Consider the following 20,706-nt stretch of genomic DNA (forward strand, 5'->3'; position numbering starts at 1 on the left):
CGCGTCGCTCCGTGCTTGCGCGCCACCTCGGACACCTGGGCACCGGGTAACAGACTCTCGGCGACGATCCGAGCTCTCTCAGCTTCCGAACGTACGCGGCGCCCCGATGGTCCTTCAAGAACCTCCAGCCGGCTCACCGATCGCCTCGTTGAGCCGTCCAAATGGACGTCCTTTTTGCTGTCCAATCCCATCCGAAACCTCCGTCCAAGCCGGAGGCTTCTTTCGCACGTTCATTCGAATTCTGAAGCAAGGGTATCGGCTTCGCGCTTACCCGCATTCTGACGGGGCCCTTCTCATTCAGACCGATTGCAACACGGAGATTTGGCCTGCTCTGGATCGAGGGTCATCCGCAGATTATAGACGTTTGTGATCGATAGTCGTAGTCCTAGACGAGGCCCTAGCACTACTTTGGCAGATTGTTGATTTTGCCGCGATTTATAGGATTCCCGAATCAATTGTTCAATGATTCATGGGTGGTCGGCTCTTGGAGGGCTGACCATGCCGGGATGGGAAGACGAACTCGAACGCTGGCTGATGCCGTTCTTGGACCGGCTGGGTCATAAGACCCGACAGCGGATGTGTCCTCTATATGTTGCGGGATTGATCGGTCCTGGCGATCGCAAGAGCGTTCAGCCGATGGCGGAACGCCTTGCCACGAGCAACTACGACCAGTTGCACCATTTCATTGCGGACGGCGTCTGGAACGCGACGCCGCTAGAGACAGAGCTGCTCAACCAGGCGGACCGACTTGTCGGCGGCAGGGATGCGGTGCTGGTTATTGATGACACCTCACTGCCGAAAAAGGGTGAGCGATCGGTCGGTGTTGCGGCTCAATACGCGTCGGCTCTCGGTAAAACTGCAAATTGCCAAACGCTGGTGTCTTTAACGCTTGCGCGCGGGGAAGTGCCCGTGATGGTCGCGTTACGTCTCTTTCTGCCTGACAGCTGGACAAGCGACATGCCTCGCTTGAAGCGCGCTCGCGTGCCAGTCGAACACCGAACGCCGCGGTCCAAGCCGGAGATCGCTTTGGCCGAGATTGACCGCGCGATGGCAGCCAACATACGCTTTGGATGTGTGCTGGCGGATGCAGGATACGGCCTCAGCGCGCCGTTTCGACAAGGGCTAACAGAGCGCGGGCTGGCCTGGGCGGTCGGTATCCCTCGGCACCAGAAAGTGTATCCGGTCGATGTGAAGCTCATTTGGCCGATCACCAAAGCCCGTGGCAAACCACGAAAGCACCACGTGCCCGATATCTTATCGATTGCGGCAGAACAAATGCTGGCCAGCGCCAAATGGAAAACCGTGAGTTGGCGCAGCGGGACGAAAGGTCGGCTCAAAGCCCGATTTGCTGCTCTCCGTGTCCGCACCGCCGACGGCCCTCCGCAGCGGATATGGGATAAAGGTCAGCAGCATCTCCCAGGCGACGAAGCCTGGCTCATTGGCGAGCAACGTGCCTCCGGGGAGAAGAAATACTATCTCGCCAATCTTCCGGCGACGACGGATCTGCGCACGCTGGCCGCCACCATCAAGGGACGGTGGATTTGTGAGCAGGCGCATCAACAGTTGAAGGAGGAACTTGGACTTGATCACTTCGAAGGGCGATCATGGCAAGGTCTTCATCGCCACGCCCTTATGACAATGATTGCCTACGCCTTCCTGCAACATCGTCGCCTCGCAAACGCGGGGCGAAAAAAAAAGAATCAACGGGCCTCCGCCTCAACCGACTATGCCCGCCGTACGTCACGCCATCGTCGATCTCATCCTTCGGCCGCCGCCCCAGCAGTGCCCACATTGCCGAAAGCAAATCCTTGAAAAACAGCGGCGAAAACACATTCTGCCAAAGTAGTGCTAGGCGGGCACTCCGGGCAGGTTTTCGGTCCTCGTATCTAGGACCATTCGATCGTGGCCGCGGCGCCCCCCCAAAGTCGGCCGGGGATGGATCCTGGCGCGACGTCGAGCGCAAGCTGATTGGCGCAGGGAGCGCAGCGATCAGCATCCAGCCGTTCTACCCCGCGCTCGTATAGCTCCAGCGTCATTGAGGACCACATAAGCCAGCCGCGTAGCGCGCCCGAGCGGCGAGCAGCATAGGCATCGGATTAACGCCAGTTCTCCGGCTGCAATCAGGATCGGCGCTGAGGCGGTCTCGGATACTGAATTCTATTCTAACCCATTAGTTTCTTCATGTTCATCTCGGGGCTTGCGAGCGCGTCTGCTGGAGGTCTAAGCCGCCTCGCGATCATGATTTCGGCGGCACGAATTTCTCTCGCTACGACACCTAGGCTCCCGAATCCGCATGCGGCCACCAGGCGTCCATCTACTGCGAGGTAAAACAAGATCTGAGCCCTCGCACCAAAGTCTCTGATTATGGGAATTCCTCCTTCCGGAACGAGGCCCACGATTTGCAGTGTCTCGTCGTACTGATCCGACCAAAACCAAGGAACGTCCTCGTAAGGACGGTTCTCGCCCAACATGTTCGCCGCAGCCGCCGCACCTTGCCGCTGGGCATTGCGCCAGGCCTCCAGCCTGATTCGCTTTTCGTAGAGGCGGTGAGGAAACGAACAGCAGTCACCCGCCGCGAAAACGTGCGGATCTGAAGTCGCGAGCGTCTCGTCCAGAGCGATACCGTCCTCGATTGCTAGTCCCGCCGCTTGCGCAAGGCCGACATTCGGCGTCGCGCCGACCCCAACGATCACGAGATCGGCGTCACGCGAGCGACCGTCGGCCATTACCACTTTGGAACGGCCTTCGCTCCTATCGATGCGTTCGACGATCACGGCTATCTCGATGCGCACGCCAGAACGTTCGTGCTTGGCTTTGATCAACTCGGCCATAGAAGCTGGCACTGCCCGCGTAAGTAGCCGCGATCCTGCCTCGAGTACGGTCACCGAAGCACCTCTCGAGACGGCGCTCGCGGCAACCTCAAGCCCGATGAAGCCGCCTCCGATCACGATCACGTCGCATCCTTGACCAATGACATGGCGGATGCGCGTGGCGTCCTCGTACGTCCGTAGTGTCGCCACCTCGGCTCCTTCGGCGATCGGAACGCTCAGTTTCCGAGGTCGGCCTCCCGTGGCCAGTAGGAGACGGTGATACGCTATCGCTGAGCCGTTTGAGAGCGTAACCATGTTGGCCGCGCGATCAATTGAGACCGCTTCGCTTCCCTGGAGATACTCTATTTCCAACTCGGCAAGGCGTTGTGACGTCACAATCAGCTTGGGTCCAGGGTTCATTTCGTCGAGCAGGAGCGCCTTGGATAGAGGCGGGCGCTCATATGGCAGTATAGTTTCGTTGCCTACTAAGGCCAGTCTGCCCCGCCATCCACGTTCGCGCAGGGCGATGGCGGCGGCTGTGCCGGCTTCGCCCGCGCCGACAATCACTATTGTGGATTTTGCACTCAAGTGGCCACCCGATCGCCAGTTGAAGGCGGCGCATCGTTTGCCAGACTCTCGAACACGTTGCGCACGAGGGATTTGAGTAAGAGAGCTTCCTTCCAACGATCTGTGCTGTCGTTGCCTTGTCGGTCGGTAATTGCATAAGGCTGCGGACCAAGTTCGCAGACGAAAGCGAGACGGGCATCCGCACCAGCGCGCCTTTGCCAGCTCTTGAATCCATACTTCCACCAATAGAGAAACAGATCCAACCAGATTTTGTGCTGAGGGAACGTGATCTCAACCTGTATCTGCTCGCGCGATGCAACGCGGCCATGAAATGCCCAGGTGCGGTCGAGCACCTGCCGCACCTGCGCTTCGTCTTCGTCCGAGATCGGATACCAAAACTCGCGGCCCAATAGGACGTGCGAGAGATCAGCAAGCATCCGCATCTCGGGAACCTGATCCATCAACTCGAGTGTAAACAGGAGATCTGTCGTCATCCTATTGCGATGCGTCTCGAAGTAGATCGGCATGTTCGCATCTTGCGCCACCCTGATCCAGCCTTCCAGCAGCGGGACACAGTCGGCGACACGGCGCGGGCGAATGTCAGGCTGGACGTCGAGATGCACGACGTCGAGGCGCCGAGCAAGGTCAATGGCAGCTTTCAGGTGATCGATCGTCTGCGGGAAGCACATACCCTCGACTGCAAGTCCCGAGCCGTCTAGGGCACGTGCAATCAGGGCGACGCGCGCAGGATCAGTGCACGAGGTGCTAATGCCGTCGAACCCGGCTTCTTGGATCATCGCTATGTTCTGATCGATGGAACGTTCGACCCCGTCGGGCTGGCGCCGTTCCATCGCCCAAAGGGACTGTAGTATAAGCAAGCTCTGCTTCGACATTGTCCTGCATTCCGCCCTTTGGCTCCGTTTAGAGCTTGATGAAGACGGTGTCGTTCTCGACCTTCACCTCGTAACTGCGCAAGTCGACGCATGCGGGCAAAGCACGCGACTCGCCCGTTCGGTAGTCGAAGGTCCCGAAGTGCTTGGGACACTCAATGATTCCGCCGTCGACGATGCCATCCGCTAGGTGGACTTTCTCGTGGGAGCAATGGCCATCGATCGCGAAGTAGTCTCCCTCGGGAGAGCAAACAATAACAAACGTGCGGCTACCATGATCGAAGCGAAGGGTCTCTTCTGGCATCAATGCATTGGTAGCACAGGCGGAAACCCATTCTCCTTGGCTGGTCATTCCGTATCCCTCTAAATCTAAATCGCAACAATTGCACCGATGCCTTGGCAAATCCGCGACCGGCGCAGATGTCCTTGGCGGGCGGACGGGAGGCTCCCGCGCGTGCGCAGTGCTCGTAAGAAGAGAGCCGGACGGACATTCCGCAACATCAGAGCTAACTGCCGCGCGCCCACTTCTTGGCCTTTATGCGTTTGTACATCCTCTCGTCCGCTTCCGGAGAACCGTCGTGAGCTGTGCCGAACCACTCGTCGAGCGGGATGCGACGCTCACCGTAGTTCACTTCGAAATACTTGTGGTGGAGGTAGTGATAGAAGTTGTCCGTGTTGACGGCTTTCGCATCGTCCACCACCACCCGGTCGAAACCGGTGTGAGACTTCGCGGCGGACAACCCTGCGTGCATGAGCTGAAACATTGCATGCACCGGGTGGGAGGGCACGACGAAATGGATCAGCACGCCGGAAAAATAGGCGATGTGTTCAAGGGGAGACATTGACAAGCCCGACCACGGCCCCGGGTTTACGTTCTTGTGGTGTACTTTGTGTACGATGTGGTACAGCGGCCCGATATGAATGAGCCGGTGAATCAGATAGAAGTGCAACTCGCGCCAGACCGGCATCACCAACACGAGGATGGCGCAGTACACCGGGTGCTGTCCGAAATCGACGTACGGCAGATAGCTGTTAGCGTAGAGCCACCAGGTGGCCGCCTCGTATGCGGTCCATACTGGCACCGCGCTACACATGGTCCAAAACACGTTCTCAGCCGTCTGGCTCCCGAACATAAAGGCCGTATTGTCGGTGTCGGGCCACTTTGCATTATACTTGAAGTTGGTTTCCTGGCGCCGTTGGATATAGAGGATGAAGTGAAAGCTGCCATAGACTAGGAGCGTTAGCCCAGCGTTGCGCAGCAGAATGAGCAAAATCCAGTCAGCGCGGAATTCCCGCATTGTATCAAGCGCGGGTGTCAGATAGATCCACGATACAAGCGAGATCACGAAATAGAGGGTATTCCAGGGCAAGAAGTACCCCGGCAACCAACGAATAACTTTCTTCGGTTCCACTGGCCAGACAAAAATCGGCGCGCGTTCGGGCCTCTTGTTCGGTGTCCAATTCCCGCGTTTGTCGCGCGCCCCGTATAAGATGTCATCCATATTTGCTACTCCATCAACGTTTTGAAGAGAGAAGCTCGCCTATGCGGCCAGATTCTCAGGCGCCGAGACATCATCGCGGTCATCGCCCGCACGAGACTCAGATCAGAACTCAAAAGCCCTCTTGCTTCAGCCTTGACATAAACGCGGCGAATTCGTCGTCGTCGATAATCGAGGTTTCCTGCGGCCCCGGAAACGCATTCGCACTGACGTCAGCGCGAAATGCACTGAGGGCTTTCACACGCTCTTCCTTGACACGCTCTTGCAACGCTTGCAGGTTTCCATAGGTCCGGGCGTGCCGGGGCCGCCGGCCTTCGCCACCACATATGTCCTCGGTGAAGAGAAAGATAACGTCCGCATCAGGTCCGGAGCCAAGCGAAACCGTCACCAGTCCGGTTCGCCGACGGATCTCTGCCATGACTCTGGCGGGGATAACCTCGCATTCGACTGCAAAAGCGCCGGCCTCTTCGAGGCGGCGGAAGCGATGAAAAAGCGTCAAGGCTTCGTCGGCATTCTTGCCGAAAGCGCGAAGCTTTCCGACCCAGGTCGATTTCCTTGGAACGAGTCCCAGGTGCCCCACGACCGGGATATCTTCGGCCGCGAGCATAGAGACGGTCGCCATGCCGCGTGCCGTAATCACCGCATCGGCGCCGTCGGTCAGCGCCTTCAATGCGGTGCGTAGGATATCGTCCCGGGTTACGGCATCGGCAAAGCCCAGCGCCGCAGTGACGAAAAGCCGTTTCGAACCCTTGCGCACGGCCTCCACGTTGCGGGCGCGGGCAACCAGCATCTGGACACCAGCTTCCTCCGCAGCTGCTGCCTCGTCCGCCGTCTCAGCGGTGACTTGAGTGTAGCGCTTGCCCGAGTCTCGGGCCGCGCACAGATCGGCTACGGTCACCGTGCGCTCAGCTTCGCGCGCGCCCCAATCGTAAATCCGCGGCATCTTGCTCACGAGCTCTCAAAGTTATTGCCAAAGGTCCGGCGCGTCGAACCGGCGCCTGTCAAGGAATTTCGGAGGGTCGCCTCGCCACCTATCAACTGCGTGTCGTCCTTCGGTCGAGTGTCCATGTACAAAGTCGTCAAGCCGCCGGCCATCACTGTGCACATGGTTCGATATGCGGATGCCCTGCAGCGACAGCGAGACCATGCCAAACGAAGTGCGGCGGGTTTGGATATGGTGGCTCACAGCCGATCCTCACCTCGCTCATGCCTCTCTTGACGACAGAGCAGGCCAAGTCGGCACCTGGAAGCATGTGGTTCAGGCTCATTCTGAATCCTTTCAAGCCGACGCGAAACTTGTACGATACATCTCGTCGACTGCTCTACGTGTTGCCATGCCAGGAATGACCCCGAGCTTGGTGCAGACCAGGGCGCCGCAGCAAACCCCGAACCGCGCCGCTTCGATCACATCCCGTCCTTCGGCCAGAGCCACGGCGAAGCCGGAATTAAACGCGTCGCCAGCGCCAGTCGTGTCCACGACGTCGACCTCGGCAGCTGGGATGGCTGTATCGATCGTGTCGGTCACAATGAGCACGCCGCGGTCGCCAAGGGTTACGATGACATTGGCGGCGCCGCGCTTGCGCAGCATCTCCACTAGCTCGCGCGAAGGGCGCGGATCGTCCGGCCGTAGACCGAGCAGAATACGAAGTTCGCTCTCGTTCGGCGTCAGGTAATCGACTAGCGGGAAAATCTCATCAGGAAGCGGCGCGGCGGGAGCTGGATTAAGGACAGTTTTCTTGCCGTGTTTTCGGCCCAGCTCCATGGCTCGCATTGCTACCTCGACCGGGGGTTCGAGCACCGCCATGACGACGTCGCTCTCCCGGATGCGGCTCTCGGCGCGATCTACATAAGCCGGGTCCATAGCGTTGGTTGCGCCATAGTCCATGATGATGAAGTTCTCACCGCGCTCGTTGAGAATGATGAAGCCCACCGCCGTCGGACTCTCAGCGATTTGCTTGACATGCGCTGTACCAACGCCCTCGGCTTTGAACAGATCGGTTGCGATATCGGCGAACTTGTCTCTGCCGATGATGGCCACCAGCGAGGAGTCCGCCCCCAGCCGCGCGGTCGCAACCGCCTGGTTTGAGCCCTTTCCGCCAGGCCCCATATCGAAACTGCTGCCGAGCATTGTGACGCCGAAGACGGGAATGTTCGGAGCCCTAATGGTAAGTCCCACCGCGAAGCTGCCTACGACGGTGATTTTCGGTTTACCCATCGATTCCTCCCTTGAAGGTGCTTAAGGCCCGCGCTTGTGTGGATTGCCTCCACGAGATCGGCATAAGGGAAATGCGGCGCTCAGCGTGACGGCGCTGTTCGCGGGCGCTGAGTATTGACACCAGCTCCTCCCTGAATACTCGCAGCAGCCGCCCAAGGATACAAAACGTGCATCCAGGATGCCCATCGGCGAGTTTGCTTATTAGTCGTTGTGAGCGAGCATAGATGTGCAGCTCGTGCGTAGAAATGGACAAAGCACGCGCTGATTTATATAAAACACGCATGGTAAAAATACTGCAGCGCACACTTTTCCCTGAGAGCCATCAGTATGTCCTGCCTGATGTCGCCTGGACTCGCTGCGCCTTTACGGTGCTGAGGGCTGGTAAAGTCATCACTGCCCCTGACCATCACATCGCGCGAGATAGTTATCCGGGCCAGGACATTCTCTACTGCACAGCGGGTCATGGCTTCGTATCCAGCGAGGGGAGGACATTGAGTGTTGGGCGCAATCAGTTGATGTGGATCGCTAACGAGACGCCGCATGCGCACTGGCCGGACGAGAGCGATCCCTGGACCGTTCTATGGGTACGGATCGACGGACCAAACTGTGCAGCCATTCGGCGAAAGGTGTTCGGCGGTGGTGCAACCCTCGCAACAATATTGGCGCCGAACAACATCGACCGGTGGTTCGAAGAGCTGTTTGGTGTTTTGCGCGCTCGAGATGATAACGTCGATATGGCCCTCAATCACCTTGTGGCAGAACTGCTGCACCTCATAGCAGCGCCTTCACCTACGCACGGTGAGTCTCGTCTTCCAGCCCCATTGCGCGCCATCGTCTCAAAGATGCGGCAGGCTCCAGCGCGATCCTGGCATGCCGAGGAACTGGCCTCCGTCACCGGTCTCAGTGCCGCACAAACACGGCGGCTATTCCAAAGGTATCTACAGATCAGTCCGCGGCGCTGGCTGATCCGAGAGCGTATTTTGATGGCGCAAAAGTTACTTTTGGAAACTGACGCGGGGCTCGATGCTATCGCCGAACGCTGCGGTTTCTGCGACGTCTATCACTTCAGTCGTGAATTTAAGCGCAGCACTGGCACGGCCCCCCGTACTTGGCGGCGCGCCGAAGGGAATTGAATCGATACGTTGCAGCTTTCAACGTTTGGCCATTAAATGTTTGGAGCACATCTCCAACGTGAAGTAGCTGGATGTTTCCCTGCGGAAACTAAGCCGCTAATGCATTGCGTTGCTCTGTCAGATCGCTGCCACATTGCAACTCTAAGCTGACGACGCTGGCTTGCTTGTGTCGCCGCGCCGCTTCGTCAAAAACGAGCTGCTCGCGTTAACCGCGACAGGAAGTGGCAAGGTTTGGCGGCTCGGCAGGGGCTCCGCACCCAAATGCATTCAGCACCCGAAGCCGTTTTACCCAAAATTACCCAGATCACGTTGCGCGCCCACTTTGGGCGAATGCACTTGCTCCGCAGTATGTGGCGAGTAAGTGGCCATCGTAGAATAATCGATGGGCGGCACGTCCAAATGCCGGGATGAAATTTCTTAGGAGAGCCTCATGTCAGTCGCCCTTCCCACGCCAACCCAGCTTCGTAGCATCGCCGAACAGTGTGGTCTCTCACTGACCGATGAGGACGTTGCCTCGTTCCTAGGCCTGATGCAGGGCTCGCTCGAAGCGTACAATCTCGTCGCTGCAATGCCCGACGAATTGCCGGTGGTCAAATATCCACGCACTCCGGGCTATCGGCCGTCACCGGAGGAGAACCCGCGCAACGCCTGGTACCGCAAGTCGACGGTGAAGGGCGCGGCGAGCGGCAAGCTCAAGGGCAAGACGGTGGCCCTGAAGGACAACATCATGCTGGCCGGGGTGCCCATGATGAATGGCTCGGCCACCCTCGAAGGCTACGTACCCGACTTCGACGCCACCATCGTTACGCGCATGCTCGATGCTGGTGCCGAGATTGCCGGCAAGGTTCACTGCGAGGCCTTCTGTCTCTCGGGTGGCAGCCACACCAATGCGACCGGTCCGGTGCATAATCCACACAGGATGGGCTATTCGGCCGGCGGTTCTTCCTCGGGAAGCGGGGTTGTGGTCGCGCTGGGCGAGGTCGACATGGCGATCGGGGGCGACCAGGGCGGCTCGATCCGCATGCCATCCTCGTTCTGCGGCACATACGGTATGAAGCCGACCTGGGGTCTCGTTCCCTACACGGGCATCATGCCGATCGAGGTCTTTATTGATCACACCGGACCGATCACGGCAACAGTGGCCGATAACGCGCTGCTGCTCGAGGTGATCGCCGGTGACGACGGCTACGATTCGCGCATCAAGGCACCAAAGGTTGACGAATACACCAAGGCCTTGGGTGCAGGCATCAAAGGGATGAAGATTGGCATCCTTAAGGAAGGTTTCGAGCAGCCGTCCGCGGAGGCTGCGGTCAATGAAAGCGTGCGCGAGGCAGCCAAGCGCTTTAAAGATCTTGGTGCGACTGTTGAGACCGTCTCCATTCCGATGCATCTCCTGGGGGCGGCGATCTGGACCCCGATCGGAACCGAGGGCGCCGTCCAGACCATGATGTTCGGCGACGGCTATGGTCTCAGCCGAGGCGATCTCTACCCGACCTCACTGATGGATTTCCATCGCGGGTGGCGGCGGCAGGCAGACTCGTTGTCCGAGACGAACAAGCTGTTCCTGTTGCTCGGCACTTACATCAACAACACTTTTGGTTCCAGGTTTTACGGCAAGGCCGTCAATATTTCCCGCCGCCTCGCTGCAACATACGACAAGGCTCTCGAGACCTATGACCTTCTACTCATGCCGACGACGCCGATGAAGGCAACGCCGCTGCCGCCTGCCGGCGCCAGTCGCGAAGACTATTTCACTCGCGCGATCGAGATGTTCACCAATACCGCGCCATTCGACATTACGCATCATCCAGCCATGTCACTGCCCTGCGGAATGGTCGACGGCCTACCAGTGGGCCTGATGCTGGTCGGTCGTTACTTCGAGGAATCCACCGTCTACCGCGCCGCCCATGCTTTCGAACAGATGGGCGACTGGAAGAAGATGTGAGACGGGCTGCGATGGCGTCCGGGTGGATCGCAACATATGACTAACGCATTCATGGCGGCATTCGACATTCTGAGCTTCGGCGCGATCATGGTCCTGATCGTACTGGGCCTCGGAGTGATAGCGAGCATGATGGGCATCTTCAATTTTGCCCAAGGCGAGTTCGTGTTGCTCGGTGCCTATATTACGTATCTCGCCTATAGCCATGGTCTCCCCGTTTGGGTCGGTATGGCGGCCGCACCGATCCTCGTCGGATTGCTGGGTTTTGTACTCGAAGCACTCATTATCCGCCGCTTCTATGCGGCACCGATCGTGGCGATGCTCGGCACCTATGCCCTCGGTCTTATCATCCGAGAAACGGTGCGGGGCCTGATTGGCGGCTTCTATCTGACGGTTCCGGAGCCGATTGGCGGATCTATCGCTATCGCCACTATGCACATCTCGGCCTGGCGCTTCGCGATACTCGTGATCACGGGTTTGGTGATGGGGGCCTGCTATCTGCTCCTGTCGCGCACGAGCTTCGGCCTGCGCGTTCGGGCGACGCTGGAAAATCCAGCGCTGGCGCGCGCCTCTGGCGTTTCGACGACGTTCATCTATGGCGCCACCTTTGCTTTCGGCGCAGCGTTAGCGGGGCTCGCCGGTGCGCTTATCGTGCCGGTTTTCGATCTATTTGCCGATCTCGGAATTCGTTTTCTGATCCAGGGATTTGTTGCCGTCATGGTCGGTGGCGTCGGCTCCTTCATCGGACCGGTGGCAGGGGCCGGCGTAATCGGCGCTCTTACCGCGGCGCTACCTTGGGCAGTGGCACCGGTAGTCGCCGACGTGCTCGTCTTTGTGCTTGCCATCTGTTTCATCAAGTTCCGCCCGCAAGGCCTCATCGCGCAAAGGGGAGTGTAGTCATATGATTGCTGATCGCGTCCAACTCACACGTCGTCGTTTCCTTTCGAACTTCGCTTTCACGGCTGGTGCGATCGCCACAGGAGCCAGCAGTTGGGTGATCCGCCCCGACTGGGCCAATGCGGCCGAAGGCCCCATCAAGGTCGGCATCGCGATCGATCTCACCGGCCCAATCGGCTTTGCCGGAAAGGCGGATGCCAACGTCGCCAGAATGGTGATCAAGGAAATCAACAATTCCGGCGGACTTTTGGGCCGGCCGCTCGAGCTTTATATCGAAGACACCGCCTCTAATGAATCGGTGGCGGTGGGCAATGTGCGCAAGCTGATCCAGCGCGACAAGGTGGACATGGTCCTCGGCGGCCTCGCGAGCTCGATGCGCAACGCGATCAAGGATGTAATCGTATCACGGGGCAAGACGCTCTATATTTATCCACAATTCTATGAAGGTCAGGAATGCACACCATACCTGTTCTGCACCGGCGCCACACCGGCGCAGCAATGCGACACATTTATCCCTTGGCTGATCAGAAACGGCGGCAAGAGGTTTGCCTTTCCAGGTTCTAACTATATCTGGCCGCGTAATCTGAATGCATACGCCCGTAAGTTGATTGAAGCAAATGGCGGCGAGGTCGTGTTCGAGGAGTATTATCCTCTCGACCAGGTCGATTTCTCCGCTACTGTCCACGGGATTATCTCTAACAAGGTCGACACTGTCTTCAACACTGTCATTCCACCCGGTGTCGGCCCCTTATTCAAGCAGCTCTATGAAGCGGGCTATCTCAAGAACGGCGGACGGCTTGCTGCCGTGAATGAGGATGAGAATTATCTTAGCCTCCATCCGGTCAATGAGATGGAAGGGCTTGCGAGTTGCCTCGACTATTACAAAGCAGTCGCCAAAGATGATCCCGTCTCCGCCAGAATTCAGGCGGCCTATGAAAAGGACTATCCTGGAGATTCCCTGTTTGCCGCGAGCAGTGCCGCGCCCAGCACCTATCGCGGTCTGAAACTTTGGGAGGCCGCGGTCAAGGAAGCCGGGAAGGTCGATCGCGAGTCGGTGGCTGCGACGCTCGATCACGCCAAGATCGCGGAAGGTCCGGGCGGACCCGCCGAGATGGTGCCGGGCAAGCGGCACTGTAAGATGAACATGTACACGGCGGTGTGCAAAAGCGGGAAGTTTGAAATCGTGGAACGTAGCAATGGGCTTGTTGATCCCAGGGAATGCTGACGAGTCGCGGCGGAAGCGATGAGCGCGGTAGAGAGGCCATCGGTGCCCACATTAGAAGTGAATTGTGCGACGGCTGAAATGGCGGAAACCGCCTTTGCAGGGCAAGTTGGCCCTGCGCGACGGGTCCTGCTCATCATCGAAGGGCTAGTGCTGATTGGAGCACTAGTCCTTCCGGTGATGCTGCACGACTATCTTACGGTGTTTGCGACTCGCGTCGTGATCCTGGCGCTCTTCGCTCTCTCGTTCGATCTGGTGTGGGGGTATGCCGGGATCATGAGTTTCGGGCAGGCCCTCTTCTTCGGCTCGGCAGGCTATGGCGTCGCGCTGCTTGCACGCGATCTCGACATCACCTCAATCCTTTTAGTGCTGCCGGCGGGCACACTAATCGGCCTCGTCTTCGCGCTGCTGCTCGGTGGTTTCCTCCTACTCGGCCGGCATCCAGCCAGCGTGATCTTCGTTTCGCTCGGTACGCTCACCGGCGCCTATGCCGCCGATCGTCTCGCGCGAGGCTGGTACTATCTTGGCGGCCAGAACGGCATTCCCTCGATTCCGCCGATGACGCTCGGCTCCTACGAACTCTCGGAAGGGCCGATCTTTTACTATCTCGCACTGGGGCTTCTCGTCATTGTCTACTTAGCATGCCGCTTCCTGGTGCGCTCGCAGTTCGGTCTCGCGCTCGCAGGACTCCGCGAGAACGAGCAGCGCATCGCTTTCTTCGGCTATAAGACACAGCATCTGAAGGCCATAGTGTTCGCGATCAGCGGCGCCATCGCAGGCCTGGCCGGTAGCCTCTATGCCTTCCACGAGGGTTTTGTGTGGCCCAATATGATCGGCGTTGTGGTCTCCACGCAGGTCGTGCTCTACGTGCTGTTCGGCGGCTCCGGCACGCTGATCGGCGCGGTGATCGGTACGGCCATTGTCGAAGGCCTCTCCTTCTGGCTGTCGGACAATTACCGCGACATCTGGCCGATCATTCTGGGCCTGCTCCTGCTACTCGTGATCCTTTTCCGGCCGCTCGGGCTTATCAGCATAGTGTTGACGGACCGCGAGCGCGTGGGTGGCTTCGCCGCGAAAGCGCAAAACAAGAAGAGGGCGCAGCATCATGCCGCTTCTTGAAGCCGCAGGCATTGGAAAGATCTTTGGCAAGCTTACGGCACTCGATGGCGCGGCTCTCACGGTCGGCGAGAACGAGTTCCACGGTTTGATCGGGCCGAACGGCTCGGGCAAAAGCACGCTGATGAAGTGCATTGCCGGGGCGGAGGTGCCGACCCAAGGCAAGGTCAGCTTCATCAACACTGATATCACCGCATTCACGCCCACCGAGCGCGCTCGGGCTGGCATGAGCCTGAAGTTCCAAATCACATCGGTGCTGCCAACCCTCACCCTCTACGACAATATCTTGCTCGCGCTGCAGGGGCACTGCTCGCTTCTTGATCTTGTGTTCTCGCGCAGCCGCAGACAGTTGCACGACCAAGTCATGATGATGCTCACCCAGTTTCGTCTTGCTGATCGTGCGTTTGATGCCGCAGCAGCGCTTTCTCATGGTCAGCAACAATGGCTGGAGATTGCGATGGCGCTCGCGGGCAAGCCCCGGCTGCTGCTGTTGGACGAGCCCACCGGAGGCATGAGTCTGGAGGAGCGCCGCGTCACCGGCGAACTCTTGCGACCAATCAAGGAGCATTGCTCTCTCGTTATCGTAGAGCACGATCTCGATTTCATCCGCGATATCTGCGACCGCCTCACCGTCCTCGACCAAGGCAAGGTGCTTGCGACAGGAAGCGTCGCGGAGATCCAGGCCAACAAACGTGTCCAGGAGATCTACTTACGCCGTGCTTAAACAACAGTTCCTCGACCTAAGGCATCTTGACGCGGGTTATGGCCGCAGCCAGGTGCTGTTTGACATTACCCTCGGCATTCCCAGGCGCGGCGGTGTCGCCGTGCTTGGCCGGAATGGTGCAGGCAAGACTACGCTGATGAAGGCCATCGTCGGCGAGCTACCAAGCTGGAGAGGCGAGGTTTTCTTTGATGGCCACGATTTCAATCGCCTCCGGACCGAGCAGCGTGTGCGCGCCGGTATCGGCTATGTGCCGCAAGAGCACTCGGTGTTCGCACGCCTCTCGGTACGTGATAATCTCGCAGTGGGATCGCTCTCCAACACCGACGCTTCGGCGATTGATCGGGTCCTGACGATCTTTCCCAAGCTCGGCCACCGCTTGGATCAGGCAGCTGGCACTCTTTCGGGCGGCGAGCGTAAGATGCTAGCGATCGGGCGTGCGCTACTGGGAAACCCAAAGCTGCTGCTGCTGGATGAGCCGACCGAGGGAGTTTGGATCGGCGTGATCGAGGAGATTACTGAACGCCTGACTGCGCTCACCAAGGAGATCGCGGTGATCATCGTCGAGCAGCACCTGGATCTCGCTTTGCGCGTGGCGAGCCACGCGTACGTACTCGATCGCGGCCGCATCGCGCTGCACGGCGCGGCAGGCGATGTCCGCGGCAATCCGGAACTTCTGCGGTACCTCGCACCTTAGTTTCTAGCGCCAGTCCGAGATAGTTAACTCACTCGCTAAGTGAGCTTGGCGGAGCAGGCGAGGGTTCGCCATAGCAGTCGGCGAACAGGCCGCTCAAGCGTTGTTGTCAGCGAGGATGCGGCGGCACGTTGTGGCCAACGACTGAGAGGATGACATTTGCGGCATCGTCGGCGCTGCACTTGAGGTACGTGGCCGAGGTCACGTTCGGCTTTTGTGATGGGGAAGCGGCGGCGCAGCTCTCGCCTCATGACACCGAAGACGCCGCGCTTCTCCCGGAAATGAAGACGCGAAGGTGGATTTTGTGCGTCGTCACCGCAGTGCCCCTGTCGACATAGGCCCGCTCAATCGCACCGCCACAGAGTGTCTCGGCGCAGTCGATGACGTCCCACAAACGTGTGACCTTCGCAGGGGGCGGGCATTGCGCCGGCGTGCAGCACGAATAGGCCCACCACGGGCCCGGCGGTTTGTTGCTGAGGACGGAGGTCCTCACGTCCAATTCGTAGAGCGCGGCGGCCTTTGCCGAATGCACTCCACCTGCGGTGGCATGGAGGCGAACTGGCGCCCCTGCAAGCGCAACGCAACCTGGATGAGGGATTCGTTCCAGGGCTGTGACACAGCAGGATTGCTTGGTCGAGCCCACAGACACGCTACATCAATTTCCAGAAGGACGCGCTTTTGAGAAAAGCCGAGGGGAGGCCGGCAGTCTTCCTATAGGCCGCCGTTTCAGGGCATCTACCCAATCTTACCCAATCACACTCCTCGCCGATGTTATAGCCAGCGTCGGCTCGGTTTAGACCACATGCTATTAAAAATGATCCGGGAGGAAGATCGTGTCTCACCATTGCACGGGCGACCAGGGGTCGGTCCGGGATGGTAATCGATCTGGGATTACGGCCGGCGCCTCAGGCGCGGTTGCAATCGTGGCTACGCTGGACACCAAAGGCCCCGAAGCATCCTTCCTCTCGGACATCATCCAAACATGCGGCCGAAAGACCATCCTGATCGATATCGGGACCTCGAATAATGAGGTGAAGGCCGCCCACGCAACTGACGCGAGCCGCGCGCGCTCAGCCTCGCCCGCCGAGCTCCTGAAAGAGATTGCCGCAGCTACCCGCATAAAGGTGGCTGGCCTGCTCGCCTCGGACGCAATCAGCGCGATTGTGGCCATTGCAGGAGGAAAGGGAAGCGCTGTTTTCGGCGAGGTCGTGTCTGATTTGCCTTACGGCTTCCCCAAGCTGCTGGTGACCAGTGCAAGACCAGCGCTCCTGGCCGAACTCGCGATTCACAACGACATCATGCTCTATCCAACCTTGGTCGATTTCTTCGGCATTAACGCGTTCACGGCAAGGGTGCTGGAGAATGCAGGCCGAGCCATTGCGGCCATGCGCTATGTGCCGGCCAAGCATGGGTGCGAAAGAAAGATTGTTGCGATCACGGCCTTCGGTGTGACGACGCCCGCGGCAACTCAATGCGTGGCACGTCTTGCAGAGGCCGGCGCAGACGCGATCGTTTTTCCCGCCAACGGTGCTGGCGGTCGCAAAATGGAGCAGCTGATTGCTGCCGGCGAATTCGATGCCGTGCTCGATCTGACCACAACGGAATTGGCCGATGAACTCATGGGAGGCACGGCCAGCGCCGGGCCCGATCGGCTCAAGGCGGCCTCGCGCCGCTCAATCCCACAAATCATCGCGCCCGGCGCGATCGACATGGTCAATTTTGGTCCACCGGCCAGCGTTCCCGATCAATTTCGCGGCCGCCAATTCTATTCACATACACCGTACACGACACTGATGCGAACCACGCCTGCGGAGAGCGCAAAAATCGGCCGGGTTACGGCCGAGCGGCTCTCGCAAGCACGCGGGCCGGCAGCCGTGCTTTGGCCAGCCAAAGGCGTGTCCGATTACGACCGAGAGGGTGGCGTCTTTCGCGATGCCGATGCCGATGGGGCATGGCTCCAGGCAGTTAAGGACAATCTCCGGCCAGAGATCGTTGTTTGCGAGCTGGACTGTCACATCAACGACCCCGAATTTGCCGAGGCCGCCGTGACGTGGCTCCTCAAACAACTAGGTCAAGGAGGCTCGTCCCGTGCGGATGTTTGAGCGAACCGACATTCTCTCGCGGCTTGCAGGTCAGGTCGCGGAGCGAAAAGCGATCCTTGCCGCGGCGAGCAGCTGCGGCCTCGTCGCAAAATGCGCCGCACTCGGAGGGGCGGATATGCTGGTGGTCTACTCTACTGGGCTCTCGCGGCTCATGGGGCTCCCCACCAGTCGTATCGGTGACTCCAACGCGCGTACGCTGGAGCTTGCGGCAGAAATCCGCAACGTCGTGTCTTCCGTCCCCGTCATAGGCGGCGTCGAGGCCTGGGATCCCCTGCGGCTCGATCTCGACGATCTTCTCGACAATTTCCTAGCCGCCGGATTCTCCGGTGTGATCAACTATCCCACCATCTCCACGATGGGAGAGAAATGGCGCGACCGCCGCGGTCGCGTTGGACTTGGCTTCGAGCGCGAGCTCGAGATGATTGCGACTGCCCGCAAGAAGAACATCTTCTCGCTTGCCTACGTTGCGAGCCCCGAAGATGCCAAAGCCATGGCAAGCAGCGGAGCCGACTGCATCGTCCCACATGTCGGCGCGACGCGCGGCGGGCTCGTGGGCCATGAGGAGGGCCAGTCCATCCAGGAGGCGATCCGGCGCATCAACGAGATCAACGCGGCCGCGCAAGCGGTCCGCTCGGACGTCATCCTGCTCTGTCATGGTGGGGCGGTCGCGGAGCCCCAGCACACGTTCGAGGTCTATCGGTCGACCGAGTGTGTCGGCTTTGTCGGGGCCTCCTCAATCGAACGAATACCGATTGAACGCTCGGTCAAAGCGGCGGCAGAGGAGTTCAAAGCCGTTCCCCTTCCGCGACATCACTGACGTTCAAAGAAACACCGCAGCGAGGCGGAGATGGACAAGCCGATCAACCAATCAGGCGAAAAAAGGACAGCGGCATTGCCAGCAATAGGTGCTACTCAAACGTTCGAAACAGAGGTGCTCGTGGTCGGTAGCGGAGCAGCCGGCCTTTCGGCGGCACTCTACGCCGCAAAGAATGGCCTTCGCGTGACGGTTTGCGAAAAGTCTTCTCGTCTCGGCGGGACCACGTCGCTGTCGAATGGCATGATCTGGGTTCCCTGTTCGCTTCAGGCGCGCTCCGCCAAAATCGATGACTCGCTTCCAAAAGCCAGGACTTATCTTGAGCATGAGCTTGGCAATTACTATCGGCAAGACTTCATCGAAGCCTATCTTGAGGACGGGCCGACTGCGCTTGCCGCTCTCGAGACCGGGACAGAGGTCAAGTTCACGCTGGCCTCGGCGCCCGATTATCACTCAAGCCAGGTCGGCGGAGTCGACAAAGGCCGGGCACTCAGCCCTGCACCCTACGATGCGCGGCTGCTCGGCTCCGACTTCGATCTGATCGGCGACCCCATTCGCGTTGTGCTCGGGGGGATGATGATTTCTTCCAGCGAAGTCCGAAGCTTCCTGAATCCGTTCCAATCGTTTGCTTCCCTCAAGCATGTCTTGCGTCGCGTGACTCGCTACGCGCGGGATCGCTTGAGCTACAGGCGCGGCACCGAGTTCAGCGGAGGCAATGCCCTGATTGCGCGCCTGCTCGTGAGTTTGCGGAAGTTAGGCGTCGAAATATGGCCGGCGTCTCCTCTCGTTGAGCTCGTCATGGAAGACGGGCGCGTCACAGGGGCAATCGTCAAGCGCGGCAATTCTGAGATCCGCGTGCGCGCATCCCACGCTGTCATTCTCGCTACCGGCGGCTTCGCCCGCAACGCGCAGCTGAGAGCCGAGCTGAGCGGCCCACACCAGCATGACGACACGCTGGCTCATGCCGATGTTACAGGCGATGGCATTAACCTTGCCACGAAGCTCGGAGCTGCAATCGACAAGGATGTCGCTTCTGCAGGGTTCTGGACTCCAGTCTCGATGTTCAGGAGTGGGACAGGCTCCCAAATTGTCCCCTACGGATGGCTCGACCGCGGACGACCCGGCGTCATCGCGGTTGCCCCAAATGGGCAACGCTTCGTCAACGAATCCAATTCATACCACGATATCTGCCTCGCGATGTTTGGAAACGGATATCCCGCAGACAAGCGGTTCTACTTCGTCTGCGATCACGAGTTCGTTCGGCTGAGGGGCATGGGACATCTGCTGCCTTGGCCATGGACGCTGAATATCCGGAAGTACGCGCGGCTCGGCTACATCAAACTGGGCCGAACGATACCGGAGCTCGCCATGCAAATCGGCCTGAATCCCGGCGAGCTCAAAAGGACGGTCGAGGAGCATAATGCGCACGCCGCCGCTGGCGTCGATCCGCTCTTCAAACGCGGTGAATCGGCGTTCAACCGCACGCTTGGCGATCCGTTGGTAGGAACGAAAAATCCAAATCTTGGGCCTATCCAGAGTGGCCCCTTCATCGCGCTGCCGATCGTTCCGGCAACGCTCGGCACAGCCGCTGGCTTGGCGACCGATAGCTACGGCAAGGTTCTGGACGCAGAACGCGAGCCAATCCCGGGTCTTTATGCCTGCGGCAATGATATGACGTCACCAATGCGTGGAATTTATCCGGGAGCAGGCATCACCATCGGCCCCGGCATAGTCTTCGCTTACCGGGCAGTTTCGAACATTCTGGCATCCGCTCATCGCGTGCAGAAGGCGCCTGCATCCGCAACGTGAAATCGCGTCTCACGGCATCTGTATCGCGACAAGAGGTCAATTCAGTCATCTTGTGCCGTCGATTTTGCTGCTTTGGGAAGCAAGGACCATGTCTTCATTCTGGCGGCGTTCTCCTGTTCGAACCTCTGCTGGATGCCTCCCGGACCGCGTTGAACCGGGGCGATCAATTTCGCCTTCGGCGGAGGTGCATTGTGGCGGCGGGATGCGAGCCCATCACGCGAGTGTCTGAACGCCGTCATCGAAGACCGACCTTCGCATTTTATTCACACGCGTTT

At 59.2% G+C, this 20,706-nt stretch carries 17 protein-coding genes and 2 pseudogenes; 11 read left to right on the top strand and 8 right to left on the bottom strand.

The features are described from left to right. Positions 1 to 5: 5 nt before the first annotated feature. A pseudogene (locus tag IVB07_RS38960) lies at positions 6 to 191 on the bottom strand (transposase); the annotation flags it as partial. A 271-nt stretch (positions 192 to 462) separates the two neighbouring features. Here IVB07_RS38960 and IVB07_RS38965 point away from each other — a divergent pair. Beyond that, entirely contained in the window at positions 463 to 1,812 is a 1,350-nt protein-coding gene (locus IVB07_RS38965) for an IS701 family transposase (RefSeq protein ID WP_247767993.1), read from the top strand. A gap of 350 nt (positions 1,813 to 2,162) precedes the next feature. On the opposite strand, the gene IVB07_RS38970 is transcribed toward IVB07_RS38965, so the two are convergent. The 6 genes from IVB07_RS38970 to IVB07_RS38995 all read right to left on the bottom strand — a co-directional run bounded on the left by IVB07_RS38970 (position 2,163) and on the right by IVB07_RS38995 (position 7,981). Then, the gene (locus IVB07_RS38970) at positions 2,163 to 3,398 is read right to left on the bottom strand and encodes an FAD-dependent oxidoreductase (RefSeq protein ID WP_247767994.1); all 1,236 of its coding nucleotides are present in this window, start codon (positions 3,396 to 3,398) and stop codon (positions 2,163 to 2,165) included. After that, positions 3,395 to 4,270 carry a sugar phosphate isomerase/epimerase gene (locus IVB07_RS38975; protein ID WP_247369473.1) on the bottom strand — a complete coding sequence of 292 codons (876 nt, stop codon included), beginning with the start codon at positions 4,268 to 4,270 and terminating at the stop codon, positions 3,395 to 3,397. Before IVB07_RS38975 ends, IVB07_RS38970 begins: the two co-directional genes overlap by 4 nt. A 28-nt stretch (positions 4,271 to 4,298) precedes the next feature. Beyond that, a complete protein-coding gene (locus IVB07_RS38980; protein WP_247298923.1) occupies positions 4,299 to 4,619 on the bottom strand; it encodes a Rieske 2Fe-2S domain-containing protein in 321 nt (106 codons plus the stop codon). A gap of 154 nt (positions 4,620 to 4,773) precedes the next feature. Further along, positions 4,774 to 5,769, bottom strand: coding sequence for a sterol desaturase family protein (locus IVB07_RS38985; RefSeq protein WP_247767995.1), 996 nt, complete (start codon positions 5,767 to 5,769; stop codon positions 4,774 to 4,776). Positions 5,770 to 5,878: 109 nt separating this feature from the next. Continuing rightward, positions 5,879 to 6,709: a 3-methyl-2-oxobutanoate hydroxymethyltransferase gene (locus IVB07_RS38990; RefSeq protein WP_247768018.1), complete on the bottom strand. Its 831-nt coding sequence runs from the start codon at positions 6,707 to 6,709 to the stop codon at positions 5,879 to 5,881. 336 nt (positions 6,710 to 7,045) lie between these two features. Then, positions 7,046 to 7,981, bottom strand: coding sequence for a ribokinase (locus tag IVB07_RS38995; RefSeq protein WP_247767996.1), 936 nt, complete (start codon positions 7,979 to 7,981; stop codon positions 7,046 to 7,048). Between the two features lie 245 nt (positions 7,982 to 8,226). Here IVB07_RS38995 and IVB07_RS39000 point away from each other — a divergent pair, with 245 nt between their 5' ends. From IVB07_RS39000 to IVB07_RS39030, 7 genes are all read left to right on the top strand, one after another. Continuing rightward, positions 8,227 to 9,114, top strand: coding sequence for an AraC family transcriptional regulator (locus IVB07_RS39000; protein WP_247767997.1), 888 nt, complete (start codon positions 8,227 to 8,229; stop codon positions 9,112 to 9,114). 430 nt (positions 9,115 to 9,544) lie between these two features. Beyond that, positions 9,545 to 11,059 (top strand): amidase, encoded by a 1,515-nt coding sequence (locus tag IVB07_RS39005; protein ID WP_247298915.1) that lies wholly within the window; start codon positions 9,545 to 9,547, stop codon positions 11,057 to 11,059. Between the two features lie 36 nt (positions 11,060 to 11,095). Next, positions 11,096 to 11,953, top strand: a complete 858-nt coding sequence (locus IVB07_RS39010) for a branched-chain amino acid ABC transporter permease (RefSeq protein ID WP_026233434.1) — start codon at positions 11,096 to 11,098, stop codon at positions 11,951 to 11,953. Between the two features lie 4 nt (positions 11,954 to 11,957). Continuing rightward, on the top strand, positions 11,958 to 13,178 hold the full coding sequence (locus IVB07_RS39015) for a substrate-binding protein (RefSeq protein ID WP_247767998.1): 1,221 nt from the start codon (positions 11,958 to 11,960) through the stop codon (positions 13,176 to 13,178). Positions 13,179 to 13,256: 78 nt separating this feature from the next. Then, complete coding sequence (locus IVB07_RS39020) at positions 13,257 to 14,294, top strand: branched-chain amino acid ABC transporter permease (RefSeq protein ID WP_247767999.1); 1,038 nt, start codon at positions 13,257 to 13,259, stop codon at positions 14,292 to 14,294. After that, a complete protein-coding gene (locus IVB07_RS39025; protein ID WP_247298910.1) occupies positions 14,281 to 15,015 on the top strand; it encodes an ABC transporter ATP-binding protein in 735 nt (244 codons plus the stop codon). Before IVB07_RS39020 ends, IVB07_RS39025 begins: the two co-directional genes overlap by 14 nt. Further along, complete coding sequence (locus IVB07_RS39030) at positions 15,008 to 15,709, top strand: ABC transporter ATP-binding protein (RefSeq protein WP_247768000.1); 702 nt, start codon at positions 15,008 to 15,010, stop codon at positions 15,707 to 15,709. The genes IVB07_RS39025 and IVB07_RS39030 overlap by 8 nt, the downstream gene beginning before the upstream one ends. 127 nt (positions 15,710 to 15,836) lie before the next feature. Here the strand turns inward: IVB07_RS39030 and IVB07_RS39035 are convergent. Next, a pseudogene (locus IVB07_RS39035) lies at positions 15,837 to 16,249 on the bottom strand (IS5/IS1182 family transposase); the annotation flags it as partial. Positions 16,250 to 16,629: 380 nt separating this feature from the next. Here IVB07_RS39035 and IVB07_RS39040 point away from each other — a divergent pair. Genes IVB07_RS39040 through IVB07_RS39050 form a run of 3 tightly spaced genes read left to right on the top strand, consistent with a single transcriptional unit; the run spans position 16,630 to position 20,431 of the window. Beyond that, positions 16,630 to 17,808 (top strand): Tm-1-like ATP-binding domain-containing protein, encoded by a 1,179-nt coding sequence (locus IVB07_RS39040; protein ID WP_247285602.1) that lies wholly within the window; start codon positions 16,630 to 16,632, stop codon positions 17,806 to 17,808. Next, positions 17,801 to 18,625, top strand: a complete 825-nt coding sequence (locus tag IVB07_RS39045) for a phosphoenolpyruvate hydrolase family protein (RefSeq protein ID WP_247285603.1) — start codon at positions 17,801 to 17,803, stop codon at positions 18,623 to 18,625. The genes IVB07_RS39040 and IVB07_RS39045 overlap by 8 nt, the downstream gene beginning before the upstream one ends. Positions 18,626 to 18,655: 30 nt before the next feature. Beyond that, positions 18,656 to 20,431: an FAD-dependent oxidoreductase gene (locus tag IVB07_RS39050; RefSeq protein ID WP_247285604.1), complete on the top strand. Its 1,776-nt coding sequence runs from the start codon at positions 18,656 to 18,658 to the stop codon at positions 20,429 to 20,431. Positions 20,432 to 20,706 lie beyond the last annotated feature (275 nt).

The sequence above is a fragment of the Bradyrhizobium sp. 172 genome (genome assembly GCF_023101065.1).
In the GTDB taxonomy this organism is placed as follows: domain Bacteria; phylum Pseudomonadota; class Alphaproteobacteria; order Rhizobiales; family Xanthobacteraceae; genus Bradyrhizobium; species Bradyrhizobium canariense_D.